Raw genomic sequence first — 26,323 nt, 5'->3', positions numbered from 1 at the left:
CATGATCTTCGCCACCGCGCTCGGCATGTTCTTCGCCCTGGGCAAGCGCCTTTCCCGCGGCCACGAGGGCCGCTTCCGCGTGATCTTCATCTCCACCTGCCTGATCGGCTTCGCCCTCTCGTTTGTCGGCTTCAAGCAGCTGGTTTCCGTGGTCTACCCAATCCTGGGTTACATGGGCATCCTGCTCATCTTCGTGCTCGCCGTGGCCTGGCTGCGCGGCTCGCAGAAGCTGCGCCGGGAAGGCAATCGCCGCCGCCGCGCCCGCGACCTGATGCGCCTGAAGCTGGACCCGCGCGAGCGCTTCAGCAAGAACGACCAGCGCGAGCTGGACTACATCATCGACGCCTCCGTCGTGGACAGCGAGGAGCTCGAAGCCTCCCTCGAGGAAGAGGTCGGGCAAGAGCTTGTCGACGACGACGAGGTCGAATACGACCCCGAAGACCGCGACGGCGACGTAGTCTACGTCTCCTACACCGACCCGCAGTCCAGCGAGGACTACGCCAAGAACCCGGACGAACCGTGGAAGGACAACCCCACCGACGAGGACTTCGCCGAGCAGTGGGCCGACGAAGAGGACGACCGCGAGGTCTCTACCGCCTTCGGTGAGAGGGAGACGGGGGACGCTGAGGACGAGGAGCCTGGCGCGGAAAACGGTGGCGGCAGCACGATTGTGACCAAATCCTAAGAACGCACGTTTTCCCAGCACATGGCCGTTTGCTCTATGCAAGAGCAAGCGGCCAAACTGGCATTAAGAGGAAATGACGATACTATTGCAAAGGTTTCTCTGAACATTTTGATTTCTTATGGAAAGATTTCATGCTTAAAAACGCAATAGGTATCTCCTTCGCCTTCATCGGCGTTGTGGTGGGCGCGGGCTTCGCGTCCGGCCAGGAGGCGCTGCAATACTTCGCTTCCTTCGGCACCGAAGGAATCTACGGAGCGATTCTGGGCTCCGTGCTGATGATCATCGCCGGTGTGTCCATCCTCCAGCTCGGCTCCTACTTCCAGGCCGAGGAGCACATGGAGGTGCTGGGCAACATCTCCGGCAAGATCGTGTCGTGGGTGCTCGACATCGCCACGATCACTACCCTGTTCTCCATCGGCTTTGTCATGTTCGCCGGTGCGGGCTCGAACTTGAACCAGCAGTTCGGCATCCCCATCTGGATTGGCGCGGTGCTCATGCTGGCGCTGGTCATAGGCTTCGGCATGCTCGACGTGGACAAGGTGACCGCCGCAATCGGCTCGCTGACCCCGTTCCTGCTCGCGTTTGTCATCTTCGGCTGTACCTACACCCTGGTCACCACAGATTTTGACTGGCAGAGCGTCAACCTGGCTACCGAGCAGGTGGACTCCACCCTGCCTAACTGGTGGATCGCGGCGCTGAACTACACGGGCCTGAACGTGATGTGCGTGGTCTCCATGGCGCTGGTCATCGGCGGCAACTACCTGGACACCCGCGCCGCCGGGCTCGGCGGGCTGATGGGCGGCATTGGCTACCTCGTGATGCTGATGCTGCTGGCCACCTCGCTCATGGTCAAGATCGACGTGGTCGCTGGCGAGGATATGCCGATGCTCACCTTGATCAACGAGATCAACCCGACGCTCGGCCTCATCATGGCGGTCGTGGTCTTTGGCATGATCTTCGCCACCGCGCTCGGCATGTTCTACGCCCTCGGCAAGCGCCTGTCGCGCGGCCGCGAGGACAAGTACCGCGTCATCTTCATCTCGACCTGCCTTGTCGGCTTCGTCCTGTCGTTTGTGGGCTTCAAGAACCTGGTCGCCTACGTCTACCCGGTGCTGGGCTACCTGGGCATCCTGCTGATCGTCGTGGTCTCTGCCGCATGGCTGCGCGGCGCGCAGAAGCTGCGCAAGGAGGGCAAGCGTCGCCGCCGCGCGCTTGAACTCATGCACCTGAAGCTGGATCCGCGCGAGCGCTTTACCAAGAACGACGAAAAGGAGCTGGACTACCTGATCTCCAAGTCCGTCATCGATGAAGACGAGTTCGTCGAAGCCCTCGAGGAAGAGGTCAACGAGGAGCTCATGGACGACGATGAGATCGAGTACGACCCCGAGGACCCCGAAGGCGAGCTCGTCTACGTCTCCTACACGGAGCCGCAGTCCAAGGAGGAGTACGAAAAGAACCCGGATGAGCCGTGGAACGACACCACAGTCGACGACATGATCGCCGCAGAGGAAGCCGAGGAGGCCGCCTCGGGCGAAGAACCGGAGGCAGAAGAGGGCGGCAGCACCCGCCTGTAGTCTTTCCGGAAACAGAAGAATGGCCCGCCTGTACCAAGGCGGGCCATTTTTTGTACGTAACTTGCGCGCTAGCCGCGGCCGAAGAAGGTATTGACCTTATCGACCAGGCCGCTGAACCAGCCGGACCCGGTATCCGCAGAGGCCTGCTCCGCGCTCGGCTGCGGAGCTTCCGCAGTCGGCGTCGGCGTCGGTGCGCTGCTGCTGGGCTGCGGGGCCGGGGTGTGCACGACCGGCTGTTCCTCGGCGGTGCGCACGGTGGGCTCCGCGACAGACTCGACCACGCGCGCGACCGTGGAGGTCGCCGTCGACTTCTTTCGCGGTGCCTCGCTGCGCTCCACGAGCGAGACCCGGATTTCATCAATCACCTCTCCGCGCTCGGTGAACTGGACGGTGGCGAACTCCCCCTCCTTCGCCCGCGTCGGCGCGGTCATGCGCAACCCGTCCGGGCGGGAGATTACGCTCCAGCCCGCAGGCAGGGTTGATGCATCGGAGGGGCTCATGCTTAGCGACGCTCCACTGCCTTCCGCTGTCACCAGGATCAGCGTTTGGCCGGGCGAGATTGTGGCATCTGCCCAATCCCCAGCATCTGCGGCAGCCATCGCCCCCGGCGCTGCCACGCATACCCCCGCGAGTAGAGCGCCGACGGTGCTGCGTGCCACCAATTGGGCAGGCGAATGTCGACGTGAAAAACTCATGTCTTCCATCCTTGGCTAAACCTCAGGGAAGGGCAAGTTCTTTTACCAAACCGTAACCTTTCGGCGCCCCACCTGTGACCTACACCAGTAGCTCGGCGATCTGAATCGTGTTGAGCGCCGCGCCCTTGCGCAGGTTATCGCCGGAAACGACGAACACCAGCCCGCGGTTGCCCTCGACCGCCTGATCCTGGCGGATACGGCCCACGAGCGAATCGTCCTTGCCGGTCGCGGCGAGTGGGGTGGGCACGTCGACGACGGCGACGCCCGGCGCGTCGGCAAGCACTGCCCTGGCCTCATCGGGCGTGATCGGCTTGGCGAACTCCGCGTGCACCACCATGGTGTGGCCGGTGAACACGGGGACGCGCACGCAGGTGCCCGAGACTTTCAGCTCCGGGATGCTGAGGATCTTGCGGGACTCGTTGCGCAGCTTCTGCTCCTCGTCGGTCTCCTCCGTGCCGTCATCGACCAGGTTGCCCGCCATCGGCAGCGCGTTGTAGGCGATCGGCGCGACGTACGGGCCGAAGTCCTCCGGGGCGAGCACGGAGCCGTCGGTAGTCAGCTCCTTGTTGCGCTCGCCAAGCTCCGCGACCTGGCCTGCGAGCGCATCGACGCCCGCGAGACCTGAGCCGGAAACCGCCTGGTAGGAGGCCACGCGCATCGTGTCGAGACCGGCCGCGTCGTGCAGCGCCTTGACCACCGGCATGATCGCCATGGTGGTGCAGTTGGGGTTTGCGATGATGCCCTTCGGCAGCTCCTTCGCGGCATCCGGGTTGACCTCGGAGACGATCAGCGGCACCTCCGGATCCTTGCGCCACGCAGAGGAGTTGTCTACCACGGTCGCACCAGCGGCCGCGAAGACCGGGGCCCACTGCTTCGAGGTGGAACCACCCGCGGAGAACAGGGCGATGTCAACGTCCTTGACGCTGTCTTCGGTGACCTTGGTCAGATCCTCCACCTCTACCTCAGTACCGCGGTAGTCCAGCTTCGTGCCCGCCGAGCGCGGGGAAGCGAAGAAACGGACGGTGTCCGCCGGGAAGTCCCGCTCCGCCAGGATGGAGCGCATCACGCGCCCAACCTGACCGGTGGCTCCGACGATAGCGATGGTGGTCATGTTGCAAAAGCTCCTTTACTGCAAAAAGTTGGTGTCCGACGAAAAGGCGCTAGCGCCCGGTGCCTGCGTAGACGACGGCGGGCTCGTCGCCGCCCAGGTCAAAGCGGTCGTGGATAGCGCGGGTAGCCTCCGCCAGGTCTGCGTCACGCACGACAGCGGTGATGCGGATCTCCGAGGTGGTGATCATCTCGATGTTCACGCCCGCGTCGCGCAGGGCCTCGGTAAAGTCTGCGGTCACGCCCGGGTGCGACTTCATACCAGCGCCGACCAGGGAGACCTTGCCCACGTCATCGTTGTAGATCACGTCGCCCCAGCCCTCGCTCTCCTTCAGCTTGGTCAGCAGGTCCATGCAGCGCGGGCGGTCCGGGATGGGCAGCGTGAAGGTGATGTCCGTCTTCTTCTCCTCCAGGGTGGAGATGTTCTGCAGCACCATGTCGATGTTGATCTCTGCGTCCGCCAGCGCACGGAAGAGCTTCGCCGCCTCACCCGGGGTGTCCGGGATACCCAGGACGGTGATCTTCGCCTCCGTAGCGTCGGTAGCTACTCCGGACAGGACTGCTTCTTCCATGGGGATATCCTCCAATGCTCCGGCAACCAGCGTGCCGATGTCGTTACTGTAAGACGAGCGAACTCGCATAGGTACGTTGAACGCGCGAGCGTATTCCACACTGCGCAGCACCAGGATCTTCGACCCCGATGCGGCCAGCTCCAGCATCTCCTCGAAGCAGAGCTTGTCCAGCTTCCGCGCATCGGATACAATGCGCGGATCTGCGGTGTAGACACCGTCCACGTCCGAGTAGATCTCGCACTCGTCGGCGCCCATCGCCGCCGCGAGCGCCACCGCCGTGGTGTCCGAGCCACCGCGGCCCAGCGTGGTGATGTCGCGCGTATCGCGGTTCACACCCTGAAAGCCCGCGACGATGGCGATCTTGCCCGCATCCACAGCCTCCTGGACGCGGCCCGGCGTGACGTCAATAATGCGCGCGTTGCCGTGGCGCTCGGTGGTAATCACGCCCGCCTGCGAGCCGGTGAAGGACTGCACGTCCACGCCGTAGGAGGCCACCGCCATCGCCACCAGCGAGTTTGAGATGCGTTCGCCAGCAGTCAGCAGCATGTCCATCTCGCGCGCGGGCGGAGTGGGGTTGACCTGGGCGGCCAGGTCCAGCAGCTCGTCGGTGGTATCGCCCATCGCGGAGCAGACCACCACCACGTCGTTGCCGGCCTTCTTCGTGGCAACGATGCGCTCAGCGACGGCGCGAATTCGCTCCGCGCTTTCGAGGGAGGAGCCTCCGTACTTCTGCACGATCAATGCCATTGCTGTCTACGCCTTCCATTTCGGCCGAAACCGTATCGGCCCATAGTGCTTCTTGCTCTAAGAAAAGTGGATCCAGGTCCGTGTACCAACAATAGCGGGCAGAAAACCACGATACGAGGTATCGCACTAATATCATTCTGTGTGCACAACAACTTCCTCGCGATCGGCTTTGCGTTCACCTCCGCCCTGCTGATCGCGGTGGGCACCGTGTGGCGGCACCAGATCCTGCGGGCCGGCCGCGAACAAGGTGAGGTCAACGAGTCCCCGCTGCGCGCGCTCAAGCGCCCCGCCTGGTGGTTTTCCCTTTCGCTCGCGCTGGCCGCCTACGGATTTCAGGCCGTCGCGCTCGCCTTCGGCTCTCTACTCGTGGTGCAGCCGGTGCTCGTGCTCTCGCTCATGCTCACGCTGCTGCTGTCCGCGCGGGTCGAGCGCCGCCGCCTCTCCACCACCACGTCCTTCTGGTCTGTGCTGCTCACCGCCTTCGTGGGCATCGTGGTGGTCGTCGGCCGCCCCATCCCCGGCGAGCGCACGCCACCTACCTGGGAGTGGCTGCTCGCCGTCGGGCTCGGTCTCGCCGGGCTCTTTGCGACGTTCGCGTTTTCCCGCTCCCGCTCCGCCGCCTTCCAAAGCCTCTCTTTTGGCATCCTGTGCGGGGCGATTTTCGGCTACCTCGCCGTCTTTTCCAAAGTGGCTGTCGACGCCTACGTACACGGCGGCATCACCGGCATCCTCAGCGCCTGGCAGTTCTGGGCGATGCTCGCCTCCGCAGTGCTAGGCACCGTCGTCCAGCAATACGCGTTCGGGGCCGGGAAGCTGGCCACCACCCTGCCCGCCATGAAGGTGGTCGAGCCGCTCGTGGCCCTGAGCTTGGGTCTTGTACTTTTGGGCGAAAAGTTCGCACTCACCGGTTTCCTCGGCTGGACGGCCATGGTGGTGACCATCGCGGGCATGCTTTTCAGCGCCGCGATGGTCACCCGAGTCAGTATCAAGTAGTCGGCAGATAGATCAGAAGTGCATATAAATGTGTGATGCGCGTGACACGCGCGCGCTGGTGTGTAAGATGTCTGGCATGTCACATCGGCAGCTACTCCTTCTACGCCGCGGCGGGAATCAGGCCACCTACTAACACGGCCGGCACCCCGTCGCGGAGTTTGTGCTTGCCGGCCGTGGATCACACACCGAATACACCCGCTACGTGGAAGGAAGCCTAATGACCAACCCAAACGAATTTTTTGTCCCCCGCGAAATCCGCACCCCGGACGGCCCGAAGAACGAGGGTCAGCCCGCATGGAATAAGCAGCGCGGCTCGCAGATGCCGGTAGACCGCTACTTAAGCTTCGCCGAAGAGGTCGAGGACATTACCCTGCCGGACCGCACCTGGCCGGACAAGAAGATTACGGTCGCCCCGCAGTGGTGCGCCGTGGACCTGCGCGACGGCAACCAGGCGTTGATTGACCCGATGAGCCCGGAGCGCAAGCGCCGCATGTTCAACCTGCTGGTGGAGATGGGCTACAAGGAGATCGAGGTCGGCTTCCCCTCCGCCAGCCAGACGGACTTTGACTTTGTGCGCGAGATCATCGAGCAGGACATGATCCCCGATGACGTGACCATCCAGGTGCTGGTGCAGGCGCGCGAGCACCTGATCCGCCGCACCTTCGAGGCCTGCGCGGGCGCGAAGAACGTGATCGTGCACTTCTACAACTCCACCTCCAAGCTGCAGCGTGAGGTGGTCTTCCGCAAGAATCGCCCGGCGATTAAGAAGCTGGCCACCGACGCGGCCGAGCTGATCAAGACCATCGCGGAGGACTACCCGGACACCAACTGGCGCTGGCAGTACTCTCCGGAGTCCTACACGGGCACCGAGCTGGAGTTTGCCAAGGAAGTCTGCGACGCGGTCGTAGACGTCATGGAGCCGACCCCGGCCGACCCGATCATCATCAACCTGCCCTCCACGGTGGAGATGATCAGCCCCAACGTCTACGCGGACTCCATCGAGTGGATGCACCGCAACCTGGCACACCGCGAGTCGATCATCCTGTCCCTGCACCCACACAACGACCGTGGCGAGGGTGTCGCCGCGGCCGAGCTGGGCTACATGGCTGGCGCTGACCGCATCGAGGGCTGCCTGTTCGGCAACGGCGAGCGCACCGGCAACGTCGACCTGGTCACCCTGGGCCTGAACATGCTGACGCAGGGTGTGGACCCGCAGATCGACTTCTCGGATATCAACAAGATCCGCCAGACCGTGGAGTACTGCAACCAGCTGCGCGTACCGGAACGCCACCCCTACGGCGGCGACCTGGTCTTTACCGCGTTCTCCGGCTCGCACCAGGACGCGATCAACAAGGGTCTGGACGCACTGGCGCAGCGTGTGCGCCCCAACGCTTCTTCCAACGATGTGTCCTGGGAGGAGCTCCGCGAGACGACGTGGGAGGTGCCCTACCTGCCGATCGACCCGAAGGACGTGGGCCGTACCTACGAGGCGGTCATCCGCGTGAACTCACAGTCCGGCAAGGGCGGCGTGGCCTACATCATGAAGACCGACCACGGCATCAACATGCCGAAGGCCATGCAGCCGGAGTTCTCCGCCATCGTGCAGTCCATCACAGACTCCGAGGGCGGCGAGGTCAACTCGAAGAACATGTGGGACATCTTCGCGGGCACCTACCTTGACCTGGATACCCCGCTGGAGCTGGTGGACTACGAGGTCACCGGCGCGGTGGCCGAGGACGATGACTCTGCAGTGAAGGTGACCGTGGAGTACCGCGGCGAGCGCCACGAGATCCACGGCACCGGCAACGGCCCAATCGCGGCGTTTGCCAACGCGCTGGAGTCCCTGGGCATCGACTTCGAGGTGCAGGACTACTCGCAGCGCTCCCGCTCTGCTGGCGACGATGCGGATGCCGCCTGCTACATCTACGCCGATGTGGACGGCACCTCCGCCTGGGGCGTGGGCATCGCCGGTTCGACCACGCGCGCCTCGCTCAAGGCGATCACCTCGGCGGTCAACCGCGGCCTGACCGAGGGCAAGACCGGCGGCGTGTAAGCTAGCCGGACCGCACACAGCCGCCACCAACTACCCCTTTTAGGGGGTGGTTGGGGCAGTTTCGCTCTCCTCAGACTCCAAGCACAGCTCTTAGCTTGTCGACGCAGGCGAAACCACATAAGTGACCTACCTCACTCAGGGAACTTTTATGGTTTTGCCAATTAACGCAGGTACAACGAGAACATTGATCGACTGTTCAACATCTCCTTGCGTCGCGCCCTTCGCAGGAAGAACGTCGACACCTATACTTGAACATAAGCACAGCACAGAAGTTGCAGGAAAAGGCAACTTTTAGCTGCAGATTTTCACCCACGAGTGTTCCAACCGCGAGAAGTAAGGTGGCATCCAACTATGCGGACCCCCAACTACGTGGTCCCCGACCACGGAATCGGCGCAGTGCACAGCATTCCCACTATTGACGTGGATACTGCACTGGTGACCCGGTTGTTGGATAACGCTGGCGCAGACACCGCCGATGTGCAGGTCACGCTCCTGCAGCGCGGCGAGGATCTCGGCTTCTACGTCGAGCACAACGGCAGCATCCTCAGCACCTTCCCCGAGGAAGAGGCCCTGGAGTACCCGGAGCTCGCGCACATCGCGGCGGCGAATCTCACGCCGGAGGTCACCGCACGCGCCGAGCGTTTCGACGAGGGCGGCATCGCCTTGAGCCTCCGCCTCCCCCTCCCTGGCCTGTGCATCCCGGCGAACGAGCCGCCGCTGGAGCCCTGGGCCCTGCTGGATGGCAACGGCCCGCGGACGGTGCTCTACTACCAGGACGCCGCCGAGCGCGACGTCGATGACAGCATGAGCCTGCTCGTGTGCATCGAGTTCGACAAAGCCGGGGACGTCGTCGCCTCCCTGGGCAACGGCGCGGTCGGACGTCTGGATAGCCGCACCGCCTCGGAGATCACCCCGACGCTGCGTAACCTCGAGCGCCGCGGCCTGGCCATGGTGGTGCGTGGCTACCACGCCCCCGCTGCGGGCGGCGCGGAGCTGACGGTCAACCTCAACGGCGTCCAGGAGCTCGGTGCCCCGCAGGCGCTCTCCCCTGTGCCCTACCTGCCGCTCGCGGAGGCCGAGCGCCTGCCGGAGCTGGTGTCCGTCGGTGCGAGCACCGCTGCCAGTGTCGGCGGTGCCGAGCACCACGAGGCGCAAGCCCCGGAGGTTCCTGCGGCACCGCCGGTGACTGCTCCGGACGCGCAGTTCAAGACGGATCAGGACGCCGCGCAGGCCGCGCTCGCCGCCGAGTCGACGCCTGAGCCCCCGTCCCAGGCCGAGCAGGACGAAGCAGAACGGAGAGCGCAGTTGAAGCATGCACTGCACCCGATCTGCCTGACTGCGGGTGCCATCCTGATCCTGCTGATCATCGCTGGCGTGATCGCGATTTCCTCGCAGTGGGTCGGCGACAACAGCGCGTACGAGTCCCCAGTCGCGGAGGCTCAGGCAGAGGTGCCTGCGAAGTCTTCCCCGGCCGAGTAGCTTCGCCGCTCCCCGGCCCCGCTAGACTCTGAACAATGACATCGAATGATCCCTACCCCTATGTTGCGCTCTACGCGCAGACGACGGGTATCCACCCGTCGACCGGGCGGATTCTCACCATCGATGCCGTGACCTTTGATGATGGCGGGCGCGTGGGCGAGGAATTCCACACCGTGATCAACCCCGGCTGCGACCCGGGCCCCCGCCACACGCACGGTTTGAGCGCGCACGAGGTAGCGCAGTCGACGCGCTTCAGCCGGTTTTTGAAAACGCTGGATAAGCTTCTCGACGACCGCACGCTCATCACCTTCGACGCCCCCACCACCTGGGGATTCATCGTCAGCGAGGCGCGACGCGCGATGAGCGCCGCCGCACGCGCGAATCGCTCCCGGAAGAAGCGCAACGGGCGCCGCCGCCAGCGCGTGGGGCACGTGCCGCGCCCCACGGAGATCGTAGACCTGCTCGCCGTGGCGCGTCGCCAAGGCGAGATCCCCATCGACCTGCGTATCAACGCGGTCGCGGACCTGATCGGCGTGGCCTCCGAGTCCCCGGTCGCCTCCGTGGAGCGCGCTGGCCGCCCGGAGGCGGAGCTCTCCCGCGAGCAGACGCTGAAGCTGGTGGCGATGTTCTTGCAGCTACGCGAGCGCGGCGGGGTCACCGGCCGGGCTCCCGACGAGCTCGCGCCGGATCGTTTCGGCCTGCAGCGCTCCACGGTGCGTGTGGACGCGGAGAACGCCGGCGCGGCCGCAGACAACCCCGGCAAGTACACCAAGCAATCCGGCCTGGAAAAGGGCATGGTTGTCGTGGTCACCGACGATGTGGCGCTCGAGCCGGACACGCTTATCGACGCCGCCGTGCGCGCCGGCCTGACCTACACCGAAAAGCTCAGCCGCGAAAGCTCCCTGGTGGTCTCGGATGCCCTGGCGAAGGGTGCCGAGCTGCGGGGCAAGGCGATGCACGGGCACCGCAAGGACATCCCGATCCTGACCGGCGAGGAGTTTTTGCAGGCCGTGGAGGAGATGGGTTCTGCAATAAGCGTGGACTAACGTAGAGCGCATGAATCCGAGAGGACGCTTCAGCCGCATCCGCACGAAAACCGCGCTCGCAGCAGCACAGCTTGCAACTTCCGCCTCGCGCGCCACCGGCCGTGGTGCCGGCGGCATGATCGGCGGCCTGGTCGCAGGTGCCATCGACCCCAACATCATGGACGGGCTGGGCCGTGGCCGCCCTGCAGTGCTGGTCACCGGCACGAACGGCAAGTCCACCACGACCCGCATGCTTGTGCAGGCGCTGCGCACCACCCACACCGTGGCCACGAACGAGGGCGGCGACAATATGGACGCCGGCATCATCTCCGCGCTCATGGCGGGCCAAGACGCCAACCTCATCGCCTTAGAGGTCGACGAGCTACACGTCCCGCACGTGGCCGACAGTCTCCACCCGAACGCACTCGTACTGCTCAACCTCTCGCGCGACCAGCTCGACCGCGTGGGCGAGATCAACAAGATCGAGCGCGCCCTGCGCGCCTGCGTCGAGGCCCACCCGGAGATGACGGTGATTGCCAACTGCGACGACGTGCTCATGACCTCGGTGGCCTGGGGCCACCCGAACGTGGTGTGGGTTGCCGCCGGTGCCGGTTGGGTCAACGATTCGGTGACCAACCCGCGCGGCGCGGGCTCGGTGGTGCGCACGCCGGACGGCGACTGGTACGCCACTGAGAAGCTCGCCGACGGTACTGAGTTCCGCCGCCCTGAGCCGACGTACACCGTCGATAAGTACAGCCTGTCCACCCCGCACGGCGAGGTGGCCTTGAACCTGACGCTGCCCGGGCGCGCCAACCGTGGCAACGCCGCCCAGGCCGTGGCCGCCGCGGTCGAGGCCTACGACGTGCCCCTGGACAAGGCGGTGCGCGCCGTGGAGGGCGTGGACAACGTCGCCGGCCGCTACGCCACCGTCGGCCTCGGCGAGCACGAAGTGCGCCTGCTTTTGGCCAAGAATCCTGCCGGCTGGCAGGAGGCCCTGACCATGCTGGACCGCGACGCCGACGGCGTGGTCATCGCCGTCAACGCCCAGCAGGGCGACGGCGCAGACGTGTCCTGGCTGTGGGACGTAAAATTCGAGGACTTCGACGGCATCGCGGTCAAGGCCGCCGGCGAGCGCGGCACGGACCTGGCGGTCCGCCTGTTATATGCGGGCATCGAGCACGAGCTGGTCCACGACGTGGTCAAGGCCATCCGCGCCTGCCCGCCGGGCCGTGTGGAGGTGCTGGCGAACTACACCGCGTTCCGCGATCTGAAACGGGATATGGCGAAGCAGGAGGACTACCGTGGCTAAGCAACTGACAATCGGCCTGATTCTGCCGGACGTTTTGGGCACCTACGGCGACGACGGCAACGCGCTCGTGCTGCGCCAGCGCGCCCGCATGCGCGACATCGACGCCGAAATCCGCCCATTCCTGCTCACCGACGAGATCACCGACGACTGCGACGTCTACACTCTCGGCGGCGGCGAGGACTCCGCCCAGATCCTCGCCGCTGAGCGCCTTTCGTCCTCCCCCGGCCTGCAGCGCGCCGCCGACAAAGGCACCCCGATCCTGGCAATCTGCGCGGGCCTGCAGGTGCTCGGCCACTCCTTCAACGCCGGCGGCCGCGAGGTCAAGGGCATCTCGCTTCTCGACGCCACCACCACCCCCCTTTCCTCCCGCGCCATCGGCGAAGTCACAACCACCCCACAAGGACCGCTTACCGCCGCCCTGACCGGGTTTGAAAACCACATGGGCGGCACCGTGCTCGGCCTCGACGCCCAGCCCCTCGGGCGTGTCACCCGCGGCATCGGCAACCTGGACGGCACGGCAGAAGGCGTGGTCCAGGGCAGCGTGATCGCCACCTACATGCACGGTCCCGTGCTGGCCCGCAACCCGGAGCTGGCGGACCTGCTGCTCGCCCGCGCTCTCGACGTGGACCCGGCCGAGCTCGCACCGCTCGAGCTGGACGTGGTGGACAGGCTGCGCGCCGAGCGGCTGAAGTAGCTTAGAGCTTCAACCGGCCGCTGAGTGCGCGCGAGAGCGTGAGCTCGTCGACGAACTCCAAGTCCCCGCCCAGCGGCATGCCGGAGGCCAGGCGAGAGATCGTCAGCTCCGGGAAGTCCTTGAGCAGGCGCACCAGGTAGGAGGCAGTCGCCTCGCCCTCGGTGTCTGGGTCGGTCGCCAGGATCACTTCGTTGACCTGCGGGGACTCCTCCCCCTCGAGGTCCGGCAGAACGCCGCCAATGCGCTTGAGGAGCGGCGCGATCGCCAGGTCCTTCGGGCCGACGTTCGCCAGCGGGTCAAGCGCCCCACCGAGCACGTGATAGTGCCCGGAGTACTCGCCGGTGCGCTCGATGACCTGGATATCCTTGGCGTCCTCCACCACACACACGGTCGTGGCATCGCGGCCGGAGTCGGCGCAGATGCGGCAGACCTCCTCGCGGGAGACGTTGTTACAGATCCGGCAGAACGTCACTCCGTCGCGCACCGCGGCCAGCGCTGCGCGCAGCCGGTCGATATCCTCCGGCTCGGTTTTGAGCAGGTGGAAGGCAATGCGCTGGGCTGATTTGGGCCCGACGCCGGGTAGGCGCGAGAACTCGTCGATAAGGTCCTGCAGCGGGCCTTCAAACATGGCGGGTGCCTCCTTGACTCTTTACACGCCAAAGCGCCCGGCCCACGGCCAGGCGCTTATACGAGCTTTACGCGGGTTTAGAAAATGCCGCCGAAGGGGATCTCGCCCTCACCTGCGGGCTGGCCGCCGGTCGGGCCGCCCTGCTGGCCCAGGCCGGAGCCGCCGGTCAGCGGGCCGATCTTCTCCTGCGCGAGCTGGCCAGCCTTGTTGTGCGCATCGCGGTACGCGGCGAGGATGAGGTCCTGCAGGGACTCCACGTCCTCCGGGTCCACGGCCTCCGGCTTGATCTCCAGGTTGGTGATCTCCGCGCCACCGGTCATGGTGACCTTCACCAGCTCGCCACCGGCGGTACCGGTGACCTCAGCGGCCAGCAGCTCCTGCTGTGCCTGCTGCAGCTGTGCCTGGACCTCCGCTGCCTGGCGGATGAGGTCCTGCATATCGGTCGGCATGTTCGGCTCAGTCATGTTGAGCAACCTTTCTACGTTTGTTTTTCCTCGCGGGCGATGTTTAGGCACTAGTGTACCCGCATCTCCGCGCCATTAAGCCCCTGCTTGCTGACAGCGAACGCCGCGTTACAGCGGCTTCGCGCCAAGCTCTTTACTCAGCAGTTCCATGGCGACCTCGGTGGCGTCGCGGTGGTCGAGCGTGCCCTCCTCCGAGATGGCCTGCTCCGCCATATCGCGCTCCTCTTCCTCCCGCGTGTACGGCGCAGCCGCCGGGTCCTGCGGCAGGGGTGCGGCCCCGGAGGCATAGGGGTCGTAGTCGGGCTCGTCGTCCATCGGCTCGGGCGGCAGCGGAATCTCGTCGCGTTCGCGCTGCGCCTTCTCCGCAGCCTTTCGGCTTGCGGCCTGCGCCGCAGCCTTCCAATCGTTGGCCTCGGCACGGGCTTGCGCACCGGGGTTGGGCCGCGGCGTTGTAGGTGGAGCAGGTGCCTCAGGTTTGGCCCCCGCAGGCTCCTCGGGCGTGGGCTCGTTCGATCCCGCGCCCTTGTTCGGGTTCCACACCTGCTCCGCGCGCGGTTGCTGCCGAGGCTGCACGTTCGCCGCCTCCGGGCTGGTGCCCACTACGCAGCGCACCGCGACCCGGTGGCCTAGCTTTTCTTCAAACACCGCCACGATGTCGACGTTGTTGCGCTCGGAGTTGATGCGCTCGGCAAGCGCGCCGGTGTTGTGGCCGATCACGAGCGTCTCGCCGTCCATCCCAAGGGGTTTCGCCTCGGTGAGCATGATCTCGGCGACCTTGTTGCGCTCGCCCACCGACTGCCGCAGGGTGGTCCAGTCGCGCACCACACGGTCGTAGAGCGCGTCCAGGTCTGTACCTTCTGTGCTCTCTTGACTTGCAGCGGGCTCGGGCTGTGCGCGTTCAGATTCAGGCTGCACTGGCTCCGGCTGCGGTTCAGCTGGCTTCGGCTGCTCGGGCTCAGGCTGTGCAGGTTGCGCAGGTTGAGCTGGCTGAGCAGGTTGAGCTGGCTGAGCAGGTTGAGCTGGCTCCGGCTTCCGTACCGGCGGTGCCGGCTGCGGCGGCGGGGTCGACTTGCTGCGTACCTGGCCCGAAGCCGCGGCTGCTGCAGCGGCCGCCGCAGCAGCTGCTGCAGCGCCCCCGCCAGAAGTTCCACCCGACGCAGCTCCAGCAGCGCCAGCACTCGACTGCGCTGCGACGCTCTCGCCCAGGGTAAGCAGGTGCGCCATCATCACCTCGAGCAGCAGGCGCGGGGAGGTCGCACCGCGCAGGTCCGCGATGCGGTCGTTGACCTCCGTGGCCAGGGCGGACAGCTGCGCGGGGCTGAACTGTTCGGCTTCGGCGCGGAGGACGTCGGCGCGGTCCACGGGGGCGTCGACAAGCCCTTGCCCAAAGGCGTCGGGCACGGTACGCACCACGAGCAGGTCGCGGAGCCGGTCGAGCAGGTCGAGGGCGAAGCGGCGCGGCTCGTGGCCGGACTCGATGACGTTGTCGATGGTGTGGAAGATCGCGGAGGCGTCGCGTGCGGCGAGGGCGTCGATGGCGCCGTCGAGAAGCGAGAGGTCGGTGACGCCCAGAAGCGGCAGCGCCAAGTCGTAGGTCAGCCCGTCGGGGCCCGCGCCGGCGAGCAGCTGGTCCAACACGGACAGCGTGTCGCGCGGGGAGCCGCCGCCCGCGCGAATGATCAGCGGGTAGACGGTGTCTTCCACCTTCGCGCCTTCTTCGGCCACCACGCCCTCGAGTAACTCGCGCATCGCCTGCGGGGTGAGCAGGCGGAACGGGTAGTTGTGGGTGCGCGAGCGGATCGTGCCGAGCATCTTTTCCGGCTCGGTGGTGGCGAAGATGAAGATGAGGTGCTCCGGCGGCTCCTCCACAATCTTCAGCAGCGCGTTGTTACCGGACTGGGAGATCATGTGCGCCTCATCGATGATGAAGACGCGGTAGCGCGACTCCGCGGGTGCGAACATGGCGCGCTCGCGCAGGTCACGCATATCGTCGACGCCGCCATGTGAGGCCGCGTCCAGCTCCATCACATCCAAGTTTCCGGAGCCGCCCGGCGCGAGCGAGCGGCAGGACTCGCACACCCCGCACGGGGTCGAGGTCGGCCCCTCCACGCAGTTCAGCGAGCGCGCAAGGATGCGCGCGGACGAGGTCTTGCCGCAGCCGCGCGGCCCGGAAAACAGGTAGGCGTGGTTGATGCGCCCGTTGTCCAGGGCGGTGGACAGCGGGACGGTGACCTGTTCTTGGCCGATCACTTCACCAAAGGTCGCGGGACGATATTTCCGGTATAGAGCCACGCCGTCTAAGTCTAGGCATCGCGGTGCCAGTCGGCCATTGCGGCTCCTCGCCGGCGCATCCGCCGCTCGAGGACGTCCCCGCCTTGTTCGGAGACGATGTCGAACTCGTCGTCGGTAAGCAGCGCCAGCTCCAGCAACAAAGTCAGCCGTCCGGGCTCGCGCACAAGCGGCGTGCCCTGGTCAAACAGGCGTGGCTCACGCAGAAACCCGTGCCGCACGCTCACCCCCTCCGGTAGTTCCACCCGGTCGAGCAGGTGCTCCAGCCCCACCCCAGGCTGTGCAGGCACGCCGAGCTCAAGCAGCATCGTCGCCGCCGCGCCCAAAGTGGCGCCGAGCAGTTGCTTCTCGACGCCACCACGCACCACCAGCTCGCACCGCACATCCATGCCTGTGTCCCCCTCGAGAGCCAGGCCGGTATCCACCTCGGAGAACCCACAGGTGGCGGCGATACCTTGCGCGGTGAGGGCTGGGAAGGGGGCTGGTGGGGCGTCGATAAGCGAGGGCTCGGCGGGAAAGAACGAGCCGAGCCACTCGGCGGCCTGGTTAGGCCTCACGCTGCTCGATCGCGGCGAGCAGGACGCAGAGTGCGACACCGTCCATGGCCTCAGCGACCTCGTCCAGCGGCGGCATCGAGGGAGCCAGGCGCAGGGTGCGATCCTGCGGATCCTTGTGCAGCGGGAAGGGCGAGCCGGCCTGCGTGAGGTTGATGCCCGCCTCCTTGGCCAGCTCCCACACGCGGGTCGCGGTACCCTCCGGCACATCGAGGGAGACGAAGTAGCCGCCCTCGGGCCTGGTCCAAGTCGCGATGTCGTAGCCACCCAGACGCTCCTCAAGTGCCTTGTTGACCGCCTCAAACTTCGGGGCGAGCGAGCCGGCGTGCTTGCGCATCACCAGGCGCACGCCCTCCGCGTCGTGGAAGTAGCGGGCGTGGGCGAGCTGGTTGACCTTGTTCGGGCCGATCCCGCGCACACCGGCGAATTTCTTGTACCAGTTAAGGTTCTCAGCCGAGGAGGCGAAGAAGGCGACGCCCGAGCCCGCGTGGGTGATCTTGGAGGTCGAGCTCATGTACCAGAAACGGTTCGGGTTGCCCGCCGCCGCGGCGATTTCCAGCACGTTCGGGTTCTCCGGGAACTCGTCGGTCAGCGTGTGGACGGCGTAGGCGTTATCCCACACGATGCGGAAGTCCGGCGCAGCAGTTTCCATCTTCGCGAGGCGCTCGATGGTCTCGCGCGAGTAGACAGAGCCGGTGGGGTTACTGAAAACCGGCACAGTCCACATACCCTTGACCTGCGGGTCCTTCGCCAGTTCCTCGACTGCGTCCATGTCCGGACCGTGCTCGCCCATGGGCACAGTGAGCATCTCGAAGCCGAAGAGCTCGGTGATGGCGAAGTGGCGGTCGTAGCCCGGCACCGGGCAGATCCACTTCAGCTTCTCCTCGTCCTTCCACGGGCGCGGCGAATCATTGTTGCCGAACATGTAGGAGAAGGACACCAGGTCAAACATGATGTTCAGCGAGGACGCATCGCCCGCGATCACCAGCGACGGATCCACGCCGAGCACCTCCGCCCACAGGTTGCGGATGTCCGGAATCCCCACTGCCCCGCCGTAGTTGCGCACATCGGTGCCAGCGCTGTCCGTGTAGTTGTCCTTCCCCGGCAGGTCGAGGAGCTCGTTGGCAAAATCGAGCTGCTCGGACGACGGCTTACCGCGCGTCAGATCCAGCTTCAGCCCCTTCGCCTGCAGCTCGGCGTACTGCTCGCGGACGTCTTTTGCCAGTTCAGCAAGTTGTTCCTGGGTAAGCTCGGTCAGCGGCGTGTGTGCCATGTGCGATTCACGCATCCAATCATGGGTCGGCGATAACGTTTTGACCGCGATCATACCGTGGACGACGCAAAAACCGGCACCCCGCAGGATTGCGGAGTGCCGGTGATTTGGCGGAGGATGTGGGATTTGAACCCACGAGGGTATTGCTACCCGCACGCGTTCCAGGCGTGTGACATAGGCCGCTAGTCGAATCCTCCAATGAGTAACGCTCACAGCGTCGGTGCAATACTTTAGCGCATGCACCCTACCGCACCAAAACCGCAGCACATAGGCGTGCGCGCCTGAGAGGTTTGGAGCTTGCGCGGCCCGTTCGCTACAGTGTTGGGCAGGATCCCACGCGGTGCTTATCTTGTGAACTCCCCCAGGGCGGGAACGCAGCAAGGGTCAGCGAGCTCTGGCAGGTGCGTGGGGTCCCCTTAGTTTTTGTGGGGGTTTATCGGGATCGGGGTTTAGATGTGTGTAATTTCCGCGCCTCTTTTGGCGAACCAAGATGCATGTTCTGGCCGTTGCTGGCCGTTGCCCACGCCGCGACCCAAATGGAGCTAGCTCCATTTAGAGGAACCGCCGACACGCGACCTGGCGTTTTCCAACCGCGCCAGAGCCAAATGGAGCTAGCTCCATCTAGACCGACCAACCGCACGGCAAGCCACCGGGAACCCCGGCACAAAAGCACACATTTTGTCGCTTAACCCCAAAGCCGTGAGAAATCCAACATGCAAATGACGAACCGCAGCCATTCCCCCAGGTCACTAAAGGTGTAGACGTAAAATTTTTCACGCCAACCTCACATGCACTCCGAATCTTCGCGGACTAGACTTAGAGTAGGCTTAGTTCCCAACGTCCCAACGCCCAACTACATCGAACGAAAGGCACAACCACCATGGACGCAAAACTTCGTGACGTCATGAACAACCAGGTCACCGACGAGTACCTGGCCGCGTACCTCTACCGCCACCTGGCCAACGAGATGGACGCTCTGTCATTCCCGGGCATGAGCGCCTGGTTCGCTGAGCAGGCACGGGAGGAGTGCGACCACGCTATGAAGTTCACCCAGCACCTCCTGGACCGCGGCGAGCGCGTCGAGCTGAAGAGCATCGAGATCGAGGCACTGCGGATCTCCTCGCCAGTCGAGGCGTTCAAGGCGGCGCTGGAGCACGAGAAGAAGGTCTCTGAGTCGATTCGCCAGCTCACCCGCGTCGCCGACGAGGTGGGCGACCTGGAGTCCCGCAGCCTGCTGACCTGGTTCCTCGATGAGCAGATCAGCGAGGAGTCCTCGGTCAGCGAGATCATCGACCAGCTCGAGCTCGTCGGCACGGACGGCTCCGGCATCCTGCGCATCGACTCCGCTCTCGGCGCTCGCGACTCGAGCAACTAGCCAGACACAACTAGCCAGACCAGACCCAGGGTTCGCGCGGCAGCGCCCCTGGGTCGAAGTCTGCCAGCAGCGCGTCCACGGTCTCCACACCAGGGCAACCAATGGAGGCAGCAAGCTGGCCGACGACCTCCCCGATCTCCTGCTCGCGCAGCATCTCCCGCAGCGTGACGGCCCCGTCGCGCTTGGCCAGCCTGCGGCCTTCCGCATTGACCACGAGCGGGACGTGCACATACTCGGGCTGTGCATATCCCAGCAAGTGCGCCAGGTACGCCTGCGCGGGGGCGGAGAACATCAGGTCGTCGCCGCGAACGACTTGGTCGATGCCTTGCTCGCCGTCGTCGACAACCACGGCGAGGTTGTACGCCCAGTCGCCGGCCTGCGCTTGGTTGAGGTTGCCGCCGCGTCGGAGGATGACGTCGTCAATCGCCCCGACCACCTCACCGGCGTAGAAGTCGCGCACGCTCCACTCCGCAGATTCGGCGCGCAGCCGCAGGGCGGGCATGCGCCCCTGCTCGGCAAGTTCCGCGCGTTTGGCCTCCCGTTGCGCCTCGGAAAGATCGCGGCAGGTCCCGGGGTACATGCCGGGCTGGGCGTGCGGGGCGCTGGCGGCTTCGCGGATGTCGCGGCGGGTGCAGTAGCACTCGTAGACGTCGAGCGTGGCCAGCGCGGCGCGGTAGCGCTCGTCGTTGTCGGACTGGTAGGTCACCGGCGGATCGAAAGCCAGGCCCAGCGCCTCCAGGTCTGCGATCTGGCGCGCGGCGGATTCCATGCTGGAGCGCTCCGAGTCGATGTCCTCGACGCGCAGGTAGCACGCCCGATCGGTCTGGCGGGCGAACAGCCACGCGAGCACCGCGGTGCGCAGGTTGCCAAAGTGCAGGTCGCCGCTCGGCGAGGGCGCGTATCTTCCAGCAGGCATGCCCCGAGACTACTTCCCCTGTGGTTGAATACTCACTCGTGACACTTCCTTCCACCCCACCGCCCGCCACCCGCTCGCCGTATTCGGTGCTGCTCGCGGTGTTCTGCGCCGTCTTTCTCATCTCCAACATCACGGCCCAGAAGGGCGTGGAGTTGGGGCCTTTGATTACCGACGGCGCGTTCTTCCTCTTCCCCATCTCCTACATCATCGGCGACGTGATCGCGGAAGTCTACGGCTTCAAGGCGGCCCGCCGCGCCATCTTCACCGGCTTCGGCATCGCCGTGCTGGCGGTGGTCTCCTTCTACATTGCGATCTGGCTGCCTCCGGCCGGTTTCTACGATATGCAGGACACCTTCGCCGCCGTACTTGGCCTGGTACCGCAGATCGTGCTGGCTTCGCTTGCCGGTTACGTGGTGGGGCAGCTGTCGAATGCGTGGGTGCTGCAGAAGATGAAGGATCGCTTCGGCACAGGGCACCTGTGGGCGCGGCTGATCGGCTCGACCGTGGTCGGCGAATTCTTGGACACGCTGCTGTTCTGCGCCATCGCCGCTAGCGTGATCGGGATCGCCACCCCGGGCGACTTCATCAACTATGTCCTGGTCGGCTTTGTGTGGAAGACGCTAATGGAGGTCATCTTGTTGCCTGTTACCTATCCGACGATTGCGTGGGTGCGTGGCGTCGAGAAGCGAAATGCCCAGCTGGCAAAATAACGATTCCCTTACAACTCACTGCGATTGGTCGACACGGCCGCGATGCGTCGTTATGTTGGGGCACGTTGGTTCCCGCGAGGGGGCGAACGATTAGTAGATACGCAACGAAAGGATTAGCACAATGGGCGTTTTTGATAAGGCAAAGGATGCACTGAACTCCGACAAGGCCGAGCAGGTTACGGACCAGGGCCTGGACAAGGCCGCTGACGCCGCAAAGGACAAGCTGGGCGAGGACAAGCACGACAAGGTTGACCAGGTCCGCGAAGCTGCGGATAAGAAGCTGGGGAACGAGTAAGCACTCGTCCAACTTCTCCCCCCGAACGGGTCTCACGCTTTCCACAGTGTGGGACCCGTTCGGCGCATTTATGGGATTTTTACGATTTTCGCCCCGGAGCTGAGCCCCCAATAAATCGGCGCTGAGCGCCGCTTCAGAACGACCCAAGACATGCCCGCTGCGCTGGGAGATCACTCTCAGTGCAGCTAGACTTATAGACGTGACTGCACAAGATACTTCCGCGCCCGCCGCCGGTTCAGTCGAGCACAGGCTCCTGGACACGGCCGCACAGATTCTGGGCCGCGGCGACAAAGAGGCGCTCACGCTAGAGCGCGCCGCTAACCAGGCCGACATCCCGCTGGACGAGGCCCGCGCGCTCTACGCAGATGATGCCGCCCTCTTCGCCGGGGTCACCGAGTTCCTCAACGACCGCCTGCGCGACTACGCCGACCGCGAGCTGGCGAAGCTCCCGGAGGATACGCCGATCATCAAGCGCGTACTGGCAAACGCCACCGGCTACTTCAACGCCGCGCTGGACAACCCGACTTACTTTGCGGCCTACAGCCACTCGAAGGTCACCGAGGACTTCCCCAACATCGAGGACGAGATTACACGCCCCCTCAAGCCGGACGCGTTCCCCGAGGTCAGCGCGCGCGTGCTCAACCTCCTCGTCGAGGCGATCAACGAGCTGGGCCACCCGATCCAGGAAGAACTCCTGATCACCGGCACGCTCGCCCTGCTTTCCGAGGCACACGGCCTGGCGCACCTGGCCACCTTCGGCATCATGCGCCACCTCTCCCCGACCGCGAAGCGCCAGACCTTCCAGGCCGCCATGAACTCCATGCTCTCCGGCATGTGCAACACCATGAGCGAGGGCAACATTCTCCGCTTCGACCCGGGCACCATCCCCGGCCCGGCCTCCGAAACCTGGACCACCCTGGCCAAGGACATGCCACGCGGCACCAAGGACGAGATCCGCGAGGCCATCCTGCGCGGTGCCGCCGAAGAGGTTGTGGCGGATGGCCTGACCAACTTCTCTCTGAAGGACGCAGCACAGCGCGCGGACATTCCGCTGAAAACTGCCACCCAGCTTTTCGACGGCGACCAGGCCCTCCTCCGCGAACTGGAGATCTACCTCGACGAGGCGAACACCCAGGCCATCATGCGCCAGGCGGCGTGCGTCCCCGACGGCTCGCCGAGCCTGACCTACATCAAGGCCGCTGGCTTCGGCTACGTCGAGTATGCGCTGAGTGACCCGGTCGGCTTTGTCGCGCTGATCGAGATCTCGAGCCGCTCGATCGTCCCCGTCTCCTTCGACGACGAGGGCGGGATGTCCCAGCCTTTCGACATGGGCAAGGCCTTCACCTTCCTGATGAACATCGTGCGCGACGCGATCTCCGAGTCCGAGGGCCCGCGCTCCACCTGGGTCCTCTACACCCAGATGATGGCGCTGTGGGCCGCCGTGCACGGCATCGCCCAGCTCGTCACGGTCGGCGCGCTGCGCTATCACACCCCTGAGTTCTGCTTCCAGGTCAGCTCCCGCATCATGGACATCGGCCTGCGCGGCATGATCAACGTGCTGGAGTTGCGCCCGAACTAACTGCGCCATGACACAATGGGCAGCATGGATCGTGCAGCAGTGCCCGCCGCCCGGGCGGTCGACTTGGTCAAAACCTACGGCGAGGGCGACACGCAGGTGCGCGCGCTCGACGGGGTCAACGTGGAGTTTCGCCGCGGTGAGTTCACCGCCATCATGGGCCCTTCCGGCTCCGGCAAGTCCACACTGATGCACGTGATGGCCGGGCTCGACTCGGCCACCTCCGGCGAGGTCTTCCTCGGCGACACGGAGCTCTCCTCGCTTCACGACGGGGCGTTGACCACCCTGCGCCGCGACCGCCTCGGCTTCATCTTCCAGTCCTTCAACCTGGTCCCCACCCTGACCGCGGCGGAAAACATCACGCTGCCCACGGATATCGCCGGTGGCACCATCGACCAGGAGTGGTTCGCGCAGATCACGCGCCGACTCGGCCTGGACGAGCGGCTCACGCACCGCCCCGCCGAGCTCTCCGGCGGCCAGCAGCAGCGCGTGGCCTGCGCCCGCGCATTAGTCTCGCGCCCGGAGATCATCTTCGGCGACGAGCCAACCGGCAACCTCGACTCCAACTCCTCTACCGAGGTCCTGCGCATCCTGCGCACCGCGGTGGACAGCGATGACCAGACCGTCGTCATCGTCACCCACGACGCGCGCGCCGCCTCCTTCGCCGACCGCGTAATCTTCCTGCGCGACGGCGCGATTATCGACGAACTCACGCACCCCACCATGGACACCATCCTGCAGGTCATGGCCGGGATTGAGGTTTAACGCATGCGCCCGATGACGAAAGTGTCGCTGCGCAACGTTGCGGCCCACAAACTCCGGCTCGCCCTGACCGTCCTCTCGGTCGTGCTCGGCACCGCGTTCCTGTCCGGAGCGCTGATGTTTACCTCCATGCTCTCCTCCACCTTCGACTCGGCGGTGGGCACGGTCCTCGACGGCACTGACGCGGTAGTCAAGGGCCCCATGTCGCGAGAGGAAGCCGAAGCCATTGCCGACGACCCGGCGGTGGCGCGGACCAATCTTTTCGCCGAAAAGTCCATTGTCGCAGCTCACGAGGACGAAACCGCCATCCAAATGAAGATGGGTGCCTCCCGCCTGGGCCTCTACTACGGCCCAGACGAGGCTGTCGGCGCGCCTACCGAGCTTGTCGACGGCAACGCGCCGGAGCAGGTCGGCGAGGCTGTAGTCAACCGCAACGGCGCGGAGAACTACGGCATCGAACTCGGCGAGCGCCTCATCGTCGTCGACAGGGACGGCCGCCAGGACATCACCGTCACCGGCTTTTACGACCACGAACTCGCCCAGCAGTCCTCCCTGCTGTTCCGGGTCAGCCCGGAGACGTATACGGAGTACTACACGCAGGGCGACACGGTGCCCGCGCTGACGGTCGCGGGGCGAGATACTGAGCCGGAAGCGCTCGTCGAGAAGCTGCGTGCGGCGCACCCCGACTTAGATATCAACACCGGCGAATCGGTCGCGGAGGAGACCAGCAAGCAGATCCGCGACGCGTTGAGCTTTGTCAGCTACTTCCTCATCGCTTTCGCGCTGGTGGGGCTTTTGGTGGGCACCTTCCTGATTGCCAATACCTTCTCCATGATCGTGGCGCAGCGCACCAAGGAGTTCGCGCTGCTGCGCGCGATCGGCGCGACCCGCGGCCAGATCACACGCTCGGTGGCGCTGGAGTCCGCGCTCGTCGGCGTGCTCGGCTCCGCCCTCGGTGTGGCCGGCGGCGTGGGGCTCGTCGCCGCGATCAAGGTGGCGATGCGCGCCCACGGCATGGAGCTTCCCGATACCGGCCTCGGCCTTTCCTGGCAAGCAGTGCTTGTGCCCCTGGTCGTCGGCACCGCGGTCACCATCGTCTCCGCGCTCACGCCCGCCCGCCGCGCAGGCAAGGTCCGCCCGGTCGAGGCGATGCGCGCCAGCGAGTCCGCCACCCCGCAGCCGCTCAAGGCACGCACGATCGCCGGCCTCATCCTCGTCGTCCTCGGGGTGGCCGCGGCGGCCGTCGGCATGAGCTGGGAGGACGGCTCCGCCGGGCGCCGCGCCGCGCTCGTCGGGGTGGCCGCGCTCGGCGCGATTAGCGGCCTGTTCCTCGCTGGGCCCGCGCTCAGCCTGCCGGTGGTGCCGCCGTTCGGGCGGGCGATCGGGCTGCCTTTCGGAGCCGTCGGCAAGCTGGCGTCGACAAACACCAGCCGCAACCCGCGCCGCACCGCGACCACCGCCTTCGCGCTCATGCTGGGCATCGCGCTGGTCACGGTGATCGGCATGCTGGGCGCGAGCATGAAGCACTCGCTCGACGACATGGCGAAAAGCGAGTTCAGCGCCGACTACGTCCTCTACGGCCCCGACCTCGGCTCCTTCCCCGTGCCCAGCGATCTGCCGGAGCGGCTTGCCGACGTCCACGGAGTCGGCACCATCACCAGCTACAGCCAAGCACCGGTGACGGTGGATGGTGAGTACGGCCACCAGCTCGGACAGGTCGGTGCCACCGACCTGATCCACGGCGACGCCGCCGACCTGCTCCAGCTCAACATGGTGGAAGGCTCTGCGGATCTCACCGGCGACACGCTGATCGCGCCTTCCCGCATCGCCGCCGAGCGCGGTTGGCACGTCGGCGACACTGTTGAGATCGCCGCGCCCGGCGTCTCTACCGAAACGACGACGGTGACCGTGGGCGGCATCTCCGAGGACTCCAACGTGCTGCAGACCTTCGTCGTGTCCGCGCAGGCCGCCGCCAAGGTGGCGACGTGGCGAGCGGAGACGATCCTGATGGTGGGTGTCGGCGGTGACGGCACTGTGGACGTTGAGAAGCTGCGCGCGAACCTCGAGGACGCAGTGCGCCACGACATCGTGGTGCAGGTCCGCTCCGCCGAGGATGCGGCCGGCGAAGTCGGAGCGCTCATCGACCAAATGCTGTTCATCCTCTACGCACTGCTCTCACTTGCCGTAATCATCGCGGTGCTGGGCATCATCAACACGCTCACGCTCTCTGTCATCGAGCGCCGCCAGGAGATCGGCATGCTGCGCGCAGTCGGCACGCAGCGCAGGCAGGTGCGCACCATGATCACGCTCGAGTCGGTGCAGATGTCCGTCTTCGGCGCGGTCCTCGGCGTGCTCCTCGGGCTGGGACTCGGCTGGGCGTTCCTCACCGTGCTGGAGAGTCAGGGCATGTCCGCAATCATCGTGCCGACGCGCATGATCGGCATCGTGCTTTTCGGCTCATTGGTCGTGGGCGTGCTCGCCGCGCTCTGGCCGGCCCGGCGCGCCGCTGCCACCGGGCCGCTGGAGGCAATCGCCGACTAACTTTTCG

General features: G+C 65.5%; 22 protein-coding genes, 1 tRNA gene, 1 other RNA gene and 1 pseudogene. 15 read left to right on the top strand and 10 right to left on the bottom strand.

Annotated features, from left to right (window positions below):
* Together HMPREF2550_RS01305 and HMPREF2550_RS01300 are read left to right on the top strand one after the other, a co-directional pair.
* Positions 1 to 685: pseudogene (locus HMPREF2550_RS01305) on the top strand (hypothetical protein); the annotation flags it as partial.
* Positions 686 to 816: 131 nt separating this feature from the next.
* Entirely contained in the window at positions 817 to 2,259 is a 1,443-nt protein-coding gene (locus HMPREF2550_RS01300) for a YkvI family membrane protein (RefSeq protein WP_070789208.1), read from the top strand.
* Positions 2,260 to 2,327: 68 nt separating this feature from the next.
* On the opposite strand, the gene HMPREF2550_RS01295 is transcribed toward HMPREF2550_RS01300, so the two are convergent.
* The 3 genes from HMPREF2550_RS01295 to HMPREF2550_RS01285 all read right to left on the bottom strand — a co-directional run bounded on the left by HMPREF2550_RS01295 (position 2,328) and on the right by HMPREF2550_RS01285 (position 5,380).
* Positions 2,328 to 2,759, bottom strand: coding sequence for a dihydrolipoyllysine-residue succinyltransferase component of 2-oxoglutarate dehydrogenase complex (locus HMPREF2550_RS01295; RefSeq protein WP_141760483.1), 432 nt, complete (start codon positions 2,757 to 2,759; stop codon positions 2,328 to 2,330).
* 274 nt (positions 2,760 to 3,033) lie between these two features.
* Positions 3,034 to 4,065, bottom strand: a complete 1,032-nt coding sequence (locus tag HMPREF2550_RS01290; RefSeq protein ID WP_070789204.1) for an aspartate-semialdehyde dehydrogenase — start codon at positions 4,063 to 4,065, stop codon at positions 3,034 to 3,036.
* Between the two features lie 49 nt (positions 4,066 to 4,114).
* Positions 4,115 to 5,380, bottom strand: coding sequence for an aspartate kinase (locus tag HMPREF2550_RS01285; RefSeq protein ID WP_070789203.1), 1,266 nt, complete (start codon positions 5,378 to 5,380; stop codon positions 4,115 to 4,117).
* Between the two features lie 141 nt (positions 5,381 to 5,521).
* Between HMPREF2550_RS01285 and HMPREF2550_RS01280 the strand changes: the two genes are divergently transcribed.
* From HMPREF2550_RS01280 to HMPREF2550_RS01255, 6 genes are all read left to right on the top strand, one after another.
* Positions 5,522 to 6,373: a DMT family transporter gene (locus HMPREF2550_RS01280; RefSeq protein WP_070789202.1), complete on the top strand. Its 852-nt coding sequence runs from the start codon at positions 5,522 to 5,524 to the stop codon at positions 6,371 to 6,373.
* A 217-nt stretch (positions 6,374 to 6,590) separates the two neighbouring features.
* Positions 6,591 to 8,426, top strand: coding sequence for a 2-isopropylmalate synthase (gene leuA, locus HMPREF2550_RS01275; RefSeq protein ID WP_070789200.1), 1,836 nt, complete (start codon positions 6,591 to 6,593; stop codon positions 8,424 to 8,426).
* 351 nt (positions 8,427 to 8,777) lie between these two features.
* Positions 8,778 to 9,905, top strand: coding sequence for a hypothetical protein (locus HMPREF2550_RS01270; RefSeq protein WP_070789199.1), 1,128 nt, complete (start codon positions 8,778 to 8,780; stop codon positions 9,903 to 9,905).
* Between the two features lie 35 nt (positions 9,906 to 9,940).
* Positions 9,941 to 10,951: a DNA polymerase III subunit epsilon gene (locus HMPREF2550_RS01265; RefSeq protein ID WP_070789196.1), complete on the top strand. Its 1,011-nt coding sequence runs from the start codon at positions 9,941 to 9,943 to the stop codon at positions 10,949 to 10,951.
* A 10-nt stretch (positions 10,952 to 10,961) separates the two neighbouring features.
* A complete protein-coding gene (locus HMPREF2550_RS01260) occupies positions 10,962 to 12,239 on the top strand; it encodes a Mur ligase family protein (RefSeq protein ID WP_070789194.1) in 1,278 nt (425 codons plus the stop codon).
* Complete coding sequence (locus tag HMPREF2550_RS01255) at positions 12,232 to 12,933, top strand: type 1 glutamine amidotransferase (protein ID WP_070762781.1); 702 nt, start codon at positions 12,232 to 12,234, stop codon at positions 12,931 to 12,933. The genes HMPREF2550_RS01260 and HMPREF2550_RS01255 overlap by 8 nt, the downstream gene beginning before the upstream one ends.
* 1 nt (position 12,934) lies before the next feature.
* Here HMPREF2550_RS01255 and recR read toward each other — a convergent pair whose 3' ends face one another.
* From recR to HMPREF2550_RS01225, 6 genes are all read right to left on the bottom strand, one after another.
* The gene (gene recR / locus HMPREF2550_RS01250) at positions 12,935 to 13,561 is read right to left on the bottom strand and encodes a recombination mediator RecR (protein ID WP_070789193.1); all 627 of its coding nucleotides are present in this window, start codon (positions 13,559 to 13,561) and stop codon (positions 12,935 to 12,937) included.
* Between the two features lie 77 nt (positions 13,562 to 13,638).
* Positions 13,639 to 14,025 (bottom strand): YbaB/EbfC family nucleoid-associated protein, encoded by a 387-nt coding sequence (locus HMPREF2550_RS01245; RefSeq protein ID WP_070762783.1) that lies wholly within the window; start codon positions 14,023 to 14,025, stop codon positions 13,639 to 13,641.
* 108 nt (positions 14,026 to 14,133) lie between these two features.
* Positions 14,134 to 16,317: a DNA polymerase III subunit gamma and tau gene (locus HMPREF2550_RS01240; protein WP_070789191.1), complete on the bottom strand. Its 2,184-nt coding sequence runs from the start codon at positions 16,315 to 16,317 to the stop codon at positions 14,134 to 14,136.
* Between the two features lie 11 nt (positions 16,318 to 16,328).
* Positions 16,329 to 16,871, bottom strand: coding sequence for a hypothetical protein (locus HMPREF2550_RS01235; protein ID WP_083319710.1), 543 nt, complete (start codon positions 16,869 to 16,871; stop codon positions 16,329 to 16,331).
* Entirely contained in the window at positions 16,861 to 18,141 is a 1,281-nt protein-coding gene (locus HMPREF2550_RS01230; RefSeq protein WP_070789189.1) for an aspartate aminotransferase type Ic, read from the bottom strand. The genes HMPREF2550_RS01235 and HMPREF2550_RS01230 overlap by 11 nt, the downstream gene beginning before the upstream one ends.
* A gap of 108 nt (positions 18,142 to 18,249) precedes the next feature.
* Positions 18,250 to 18,338: transfer RNA gene (locus HMPREF2550_RS01225), tRNA-Ser, on the bottom strand.
* A gap of 127 nt (positions 18,339 to 18,465) precedes the next feature.
* Here HMPREF2550_RS01225 and ffs point away from each other — a divergent pair.
* Positions 18,466 to 18,564: signal recognition particle sRNA small type (gene ffs, locus HMPREF2550_RS01220), an RNA gene on the top strand.
* 457 nt (positions 18,565 to 19,021) lie between these two features.
* Positions 19,022 to 19,516, top strand: a complete 495-nt coding sequence (locus HMPREF2550_RS01215; RefSeq protein WP_070789188.1) for a ferritin — start codon at positions 19,022 to 19,024, stop codon at positions 19,514 to 19,516.
* 10 nt (positions 19,517 to 19,526) lie between these two features.
* Here HMPREF2550_RS01215 and gluQRS read toward each other — a convergent pair whose 3' ends face one another.
* On the bottom strand, positions 19,527 to 20,432 hold the full coding sequence (gene gluQRS / locus HMPREF2550_RS01210) for a tRNA glutamyl-Q(34) synthetase GluQRS (RefSeq protein WP_070789186.1): 906 nt from the start codon (positions 20,430 to 20,432) through the stop codon (positions 19,527 to 19,529).
* Positions 20,433 to 20,470: 38 nt separating this feature from the next.
* Between gluQRS and HMPREF2550_RS01205 the strand changes: the two genes are divergently transcribed.
* From HMPREF2550_RS01205 to HMPREF2550_RS01190, 5 genes are all read left to right on the top strand, one after another.
* Positions 20,471 to 21,142, top strand: a complete 672-nt coding sequence (locus tag HMPREF2550_RS01205; RefSeq protein WP_246819715.1) for a queuosine precursor transporter — start codon at positions 20,471 to 20,473, stop codon at positions 21,140 to 21,142.
* A gap of 121 nt (positions 21,143 to 21,263) precedes the next feature.
* Positions 21,264 to 21,437 carry an Rv0909 family putative TA system antitoxin gene (locus HMPREF2550_RS11725; protein WP_083316995.1) on the top strand — a complete coding sequence of 58 codons (174 nt, stop codon included), beginning with the start codon at positions 21,264 to 21,266 and terminating at the stop codon, positions 21,435 to 21,437.
* Positions 21,438 to 21,636: 199 nt separating this feature from the next.
* Complete coding sequence (locus tag HMPREF2550_RS01200) at positions 21,637 to 23,016, top strand: TetR/AcrR family transcriptional regulator (RefSeq protein ID WP_141760482.1); 1,380 nt, start codon at positions 21,637 to 21,639, stop codon at positions 23,014 to 23,016.
* Positions 23,017 to 23,040: 24 nt separating this feature from the next.
* Positions 23,041 to 23,778 carry an ABC transporter ATP-binding protein gene (locus HMPREF2550_RS01195; RefSeq protein ID WP_070789277.1) on the top strand — a complete coding sequence of 246 codons (738 nt, stop codon included), beginning with the start codon at positions 23,041 to 23,043 and terminating at the stop codon, positions 23,776 to 23,778.
* A 3-nt stretch (positions 23,779 to 23,781) separates the two neighbouring features.
* Positions 23,782 to 26,316 carry an ABC transporter permease gene (locus tag HMPREF2550_RS01190; RefSeq protein WP_371441158.1) on the top strand — a complete coding sequence of 845 codons (2,535 nt, stop codon included), beginning with the start codon at positions 23,782 to 23,784 and terminating at the stop codon, positions 26,314 to 26,316.
* Positions 26,317 to 26,323: the final 7 nt, after the last annotated feature.

It is taken from the genome of Corynebacterium sp. HMSC074A01, assembly GCF_001831515.1.
GTDB lineage: Bacteria > Actinomycetota > Actinomycetes > Mycobacteriales > Mycobacteriaceae > Corynebacterium.
Note: the sequence above shows the minus strand (reverse complement) of the source record. Positions and strands in the feature narration are given on the sequence as shown.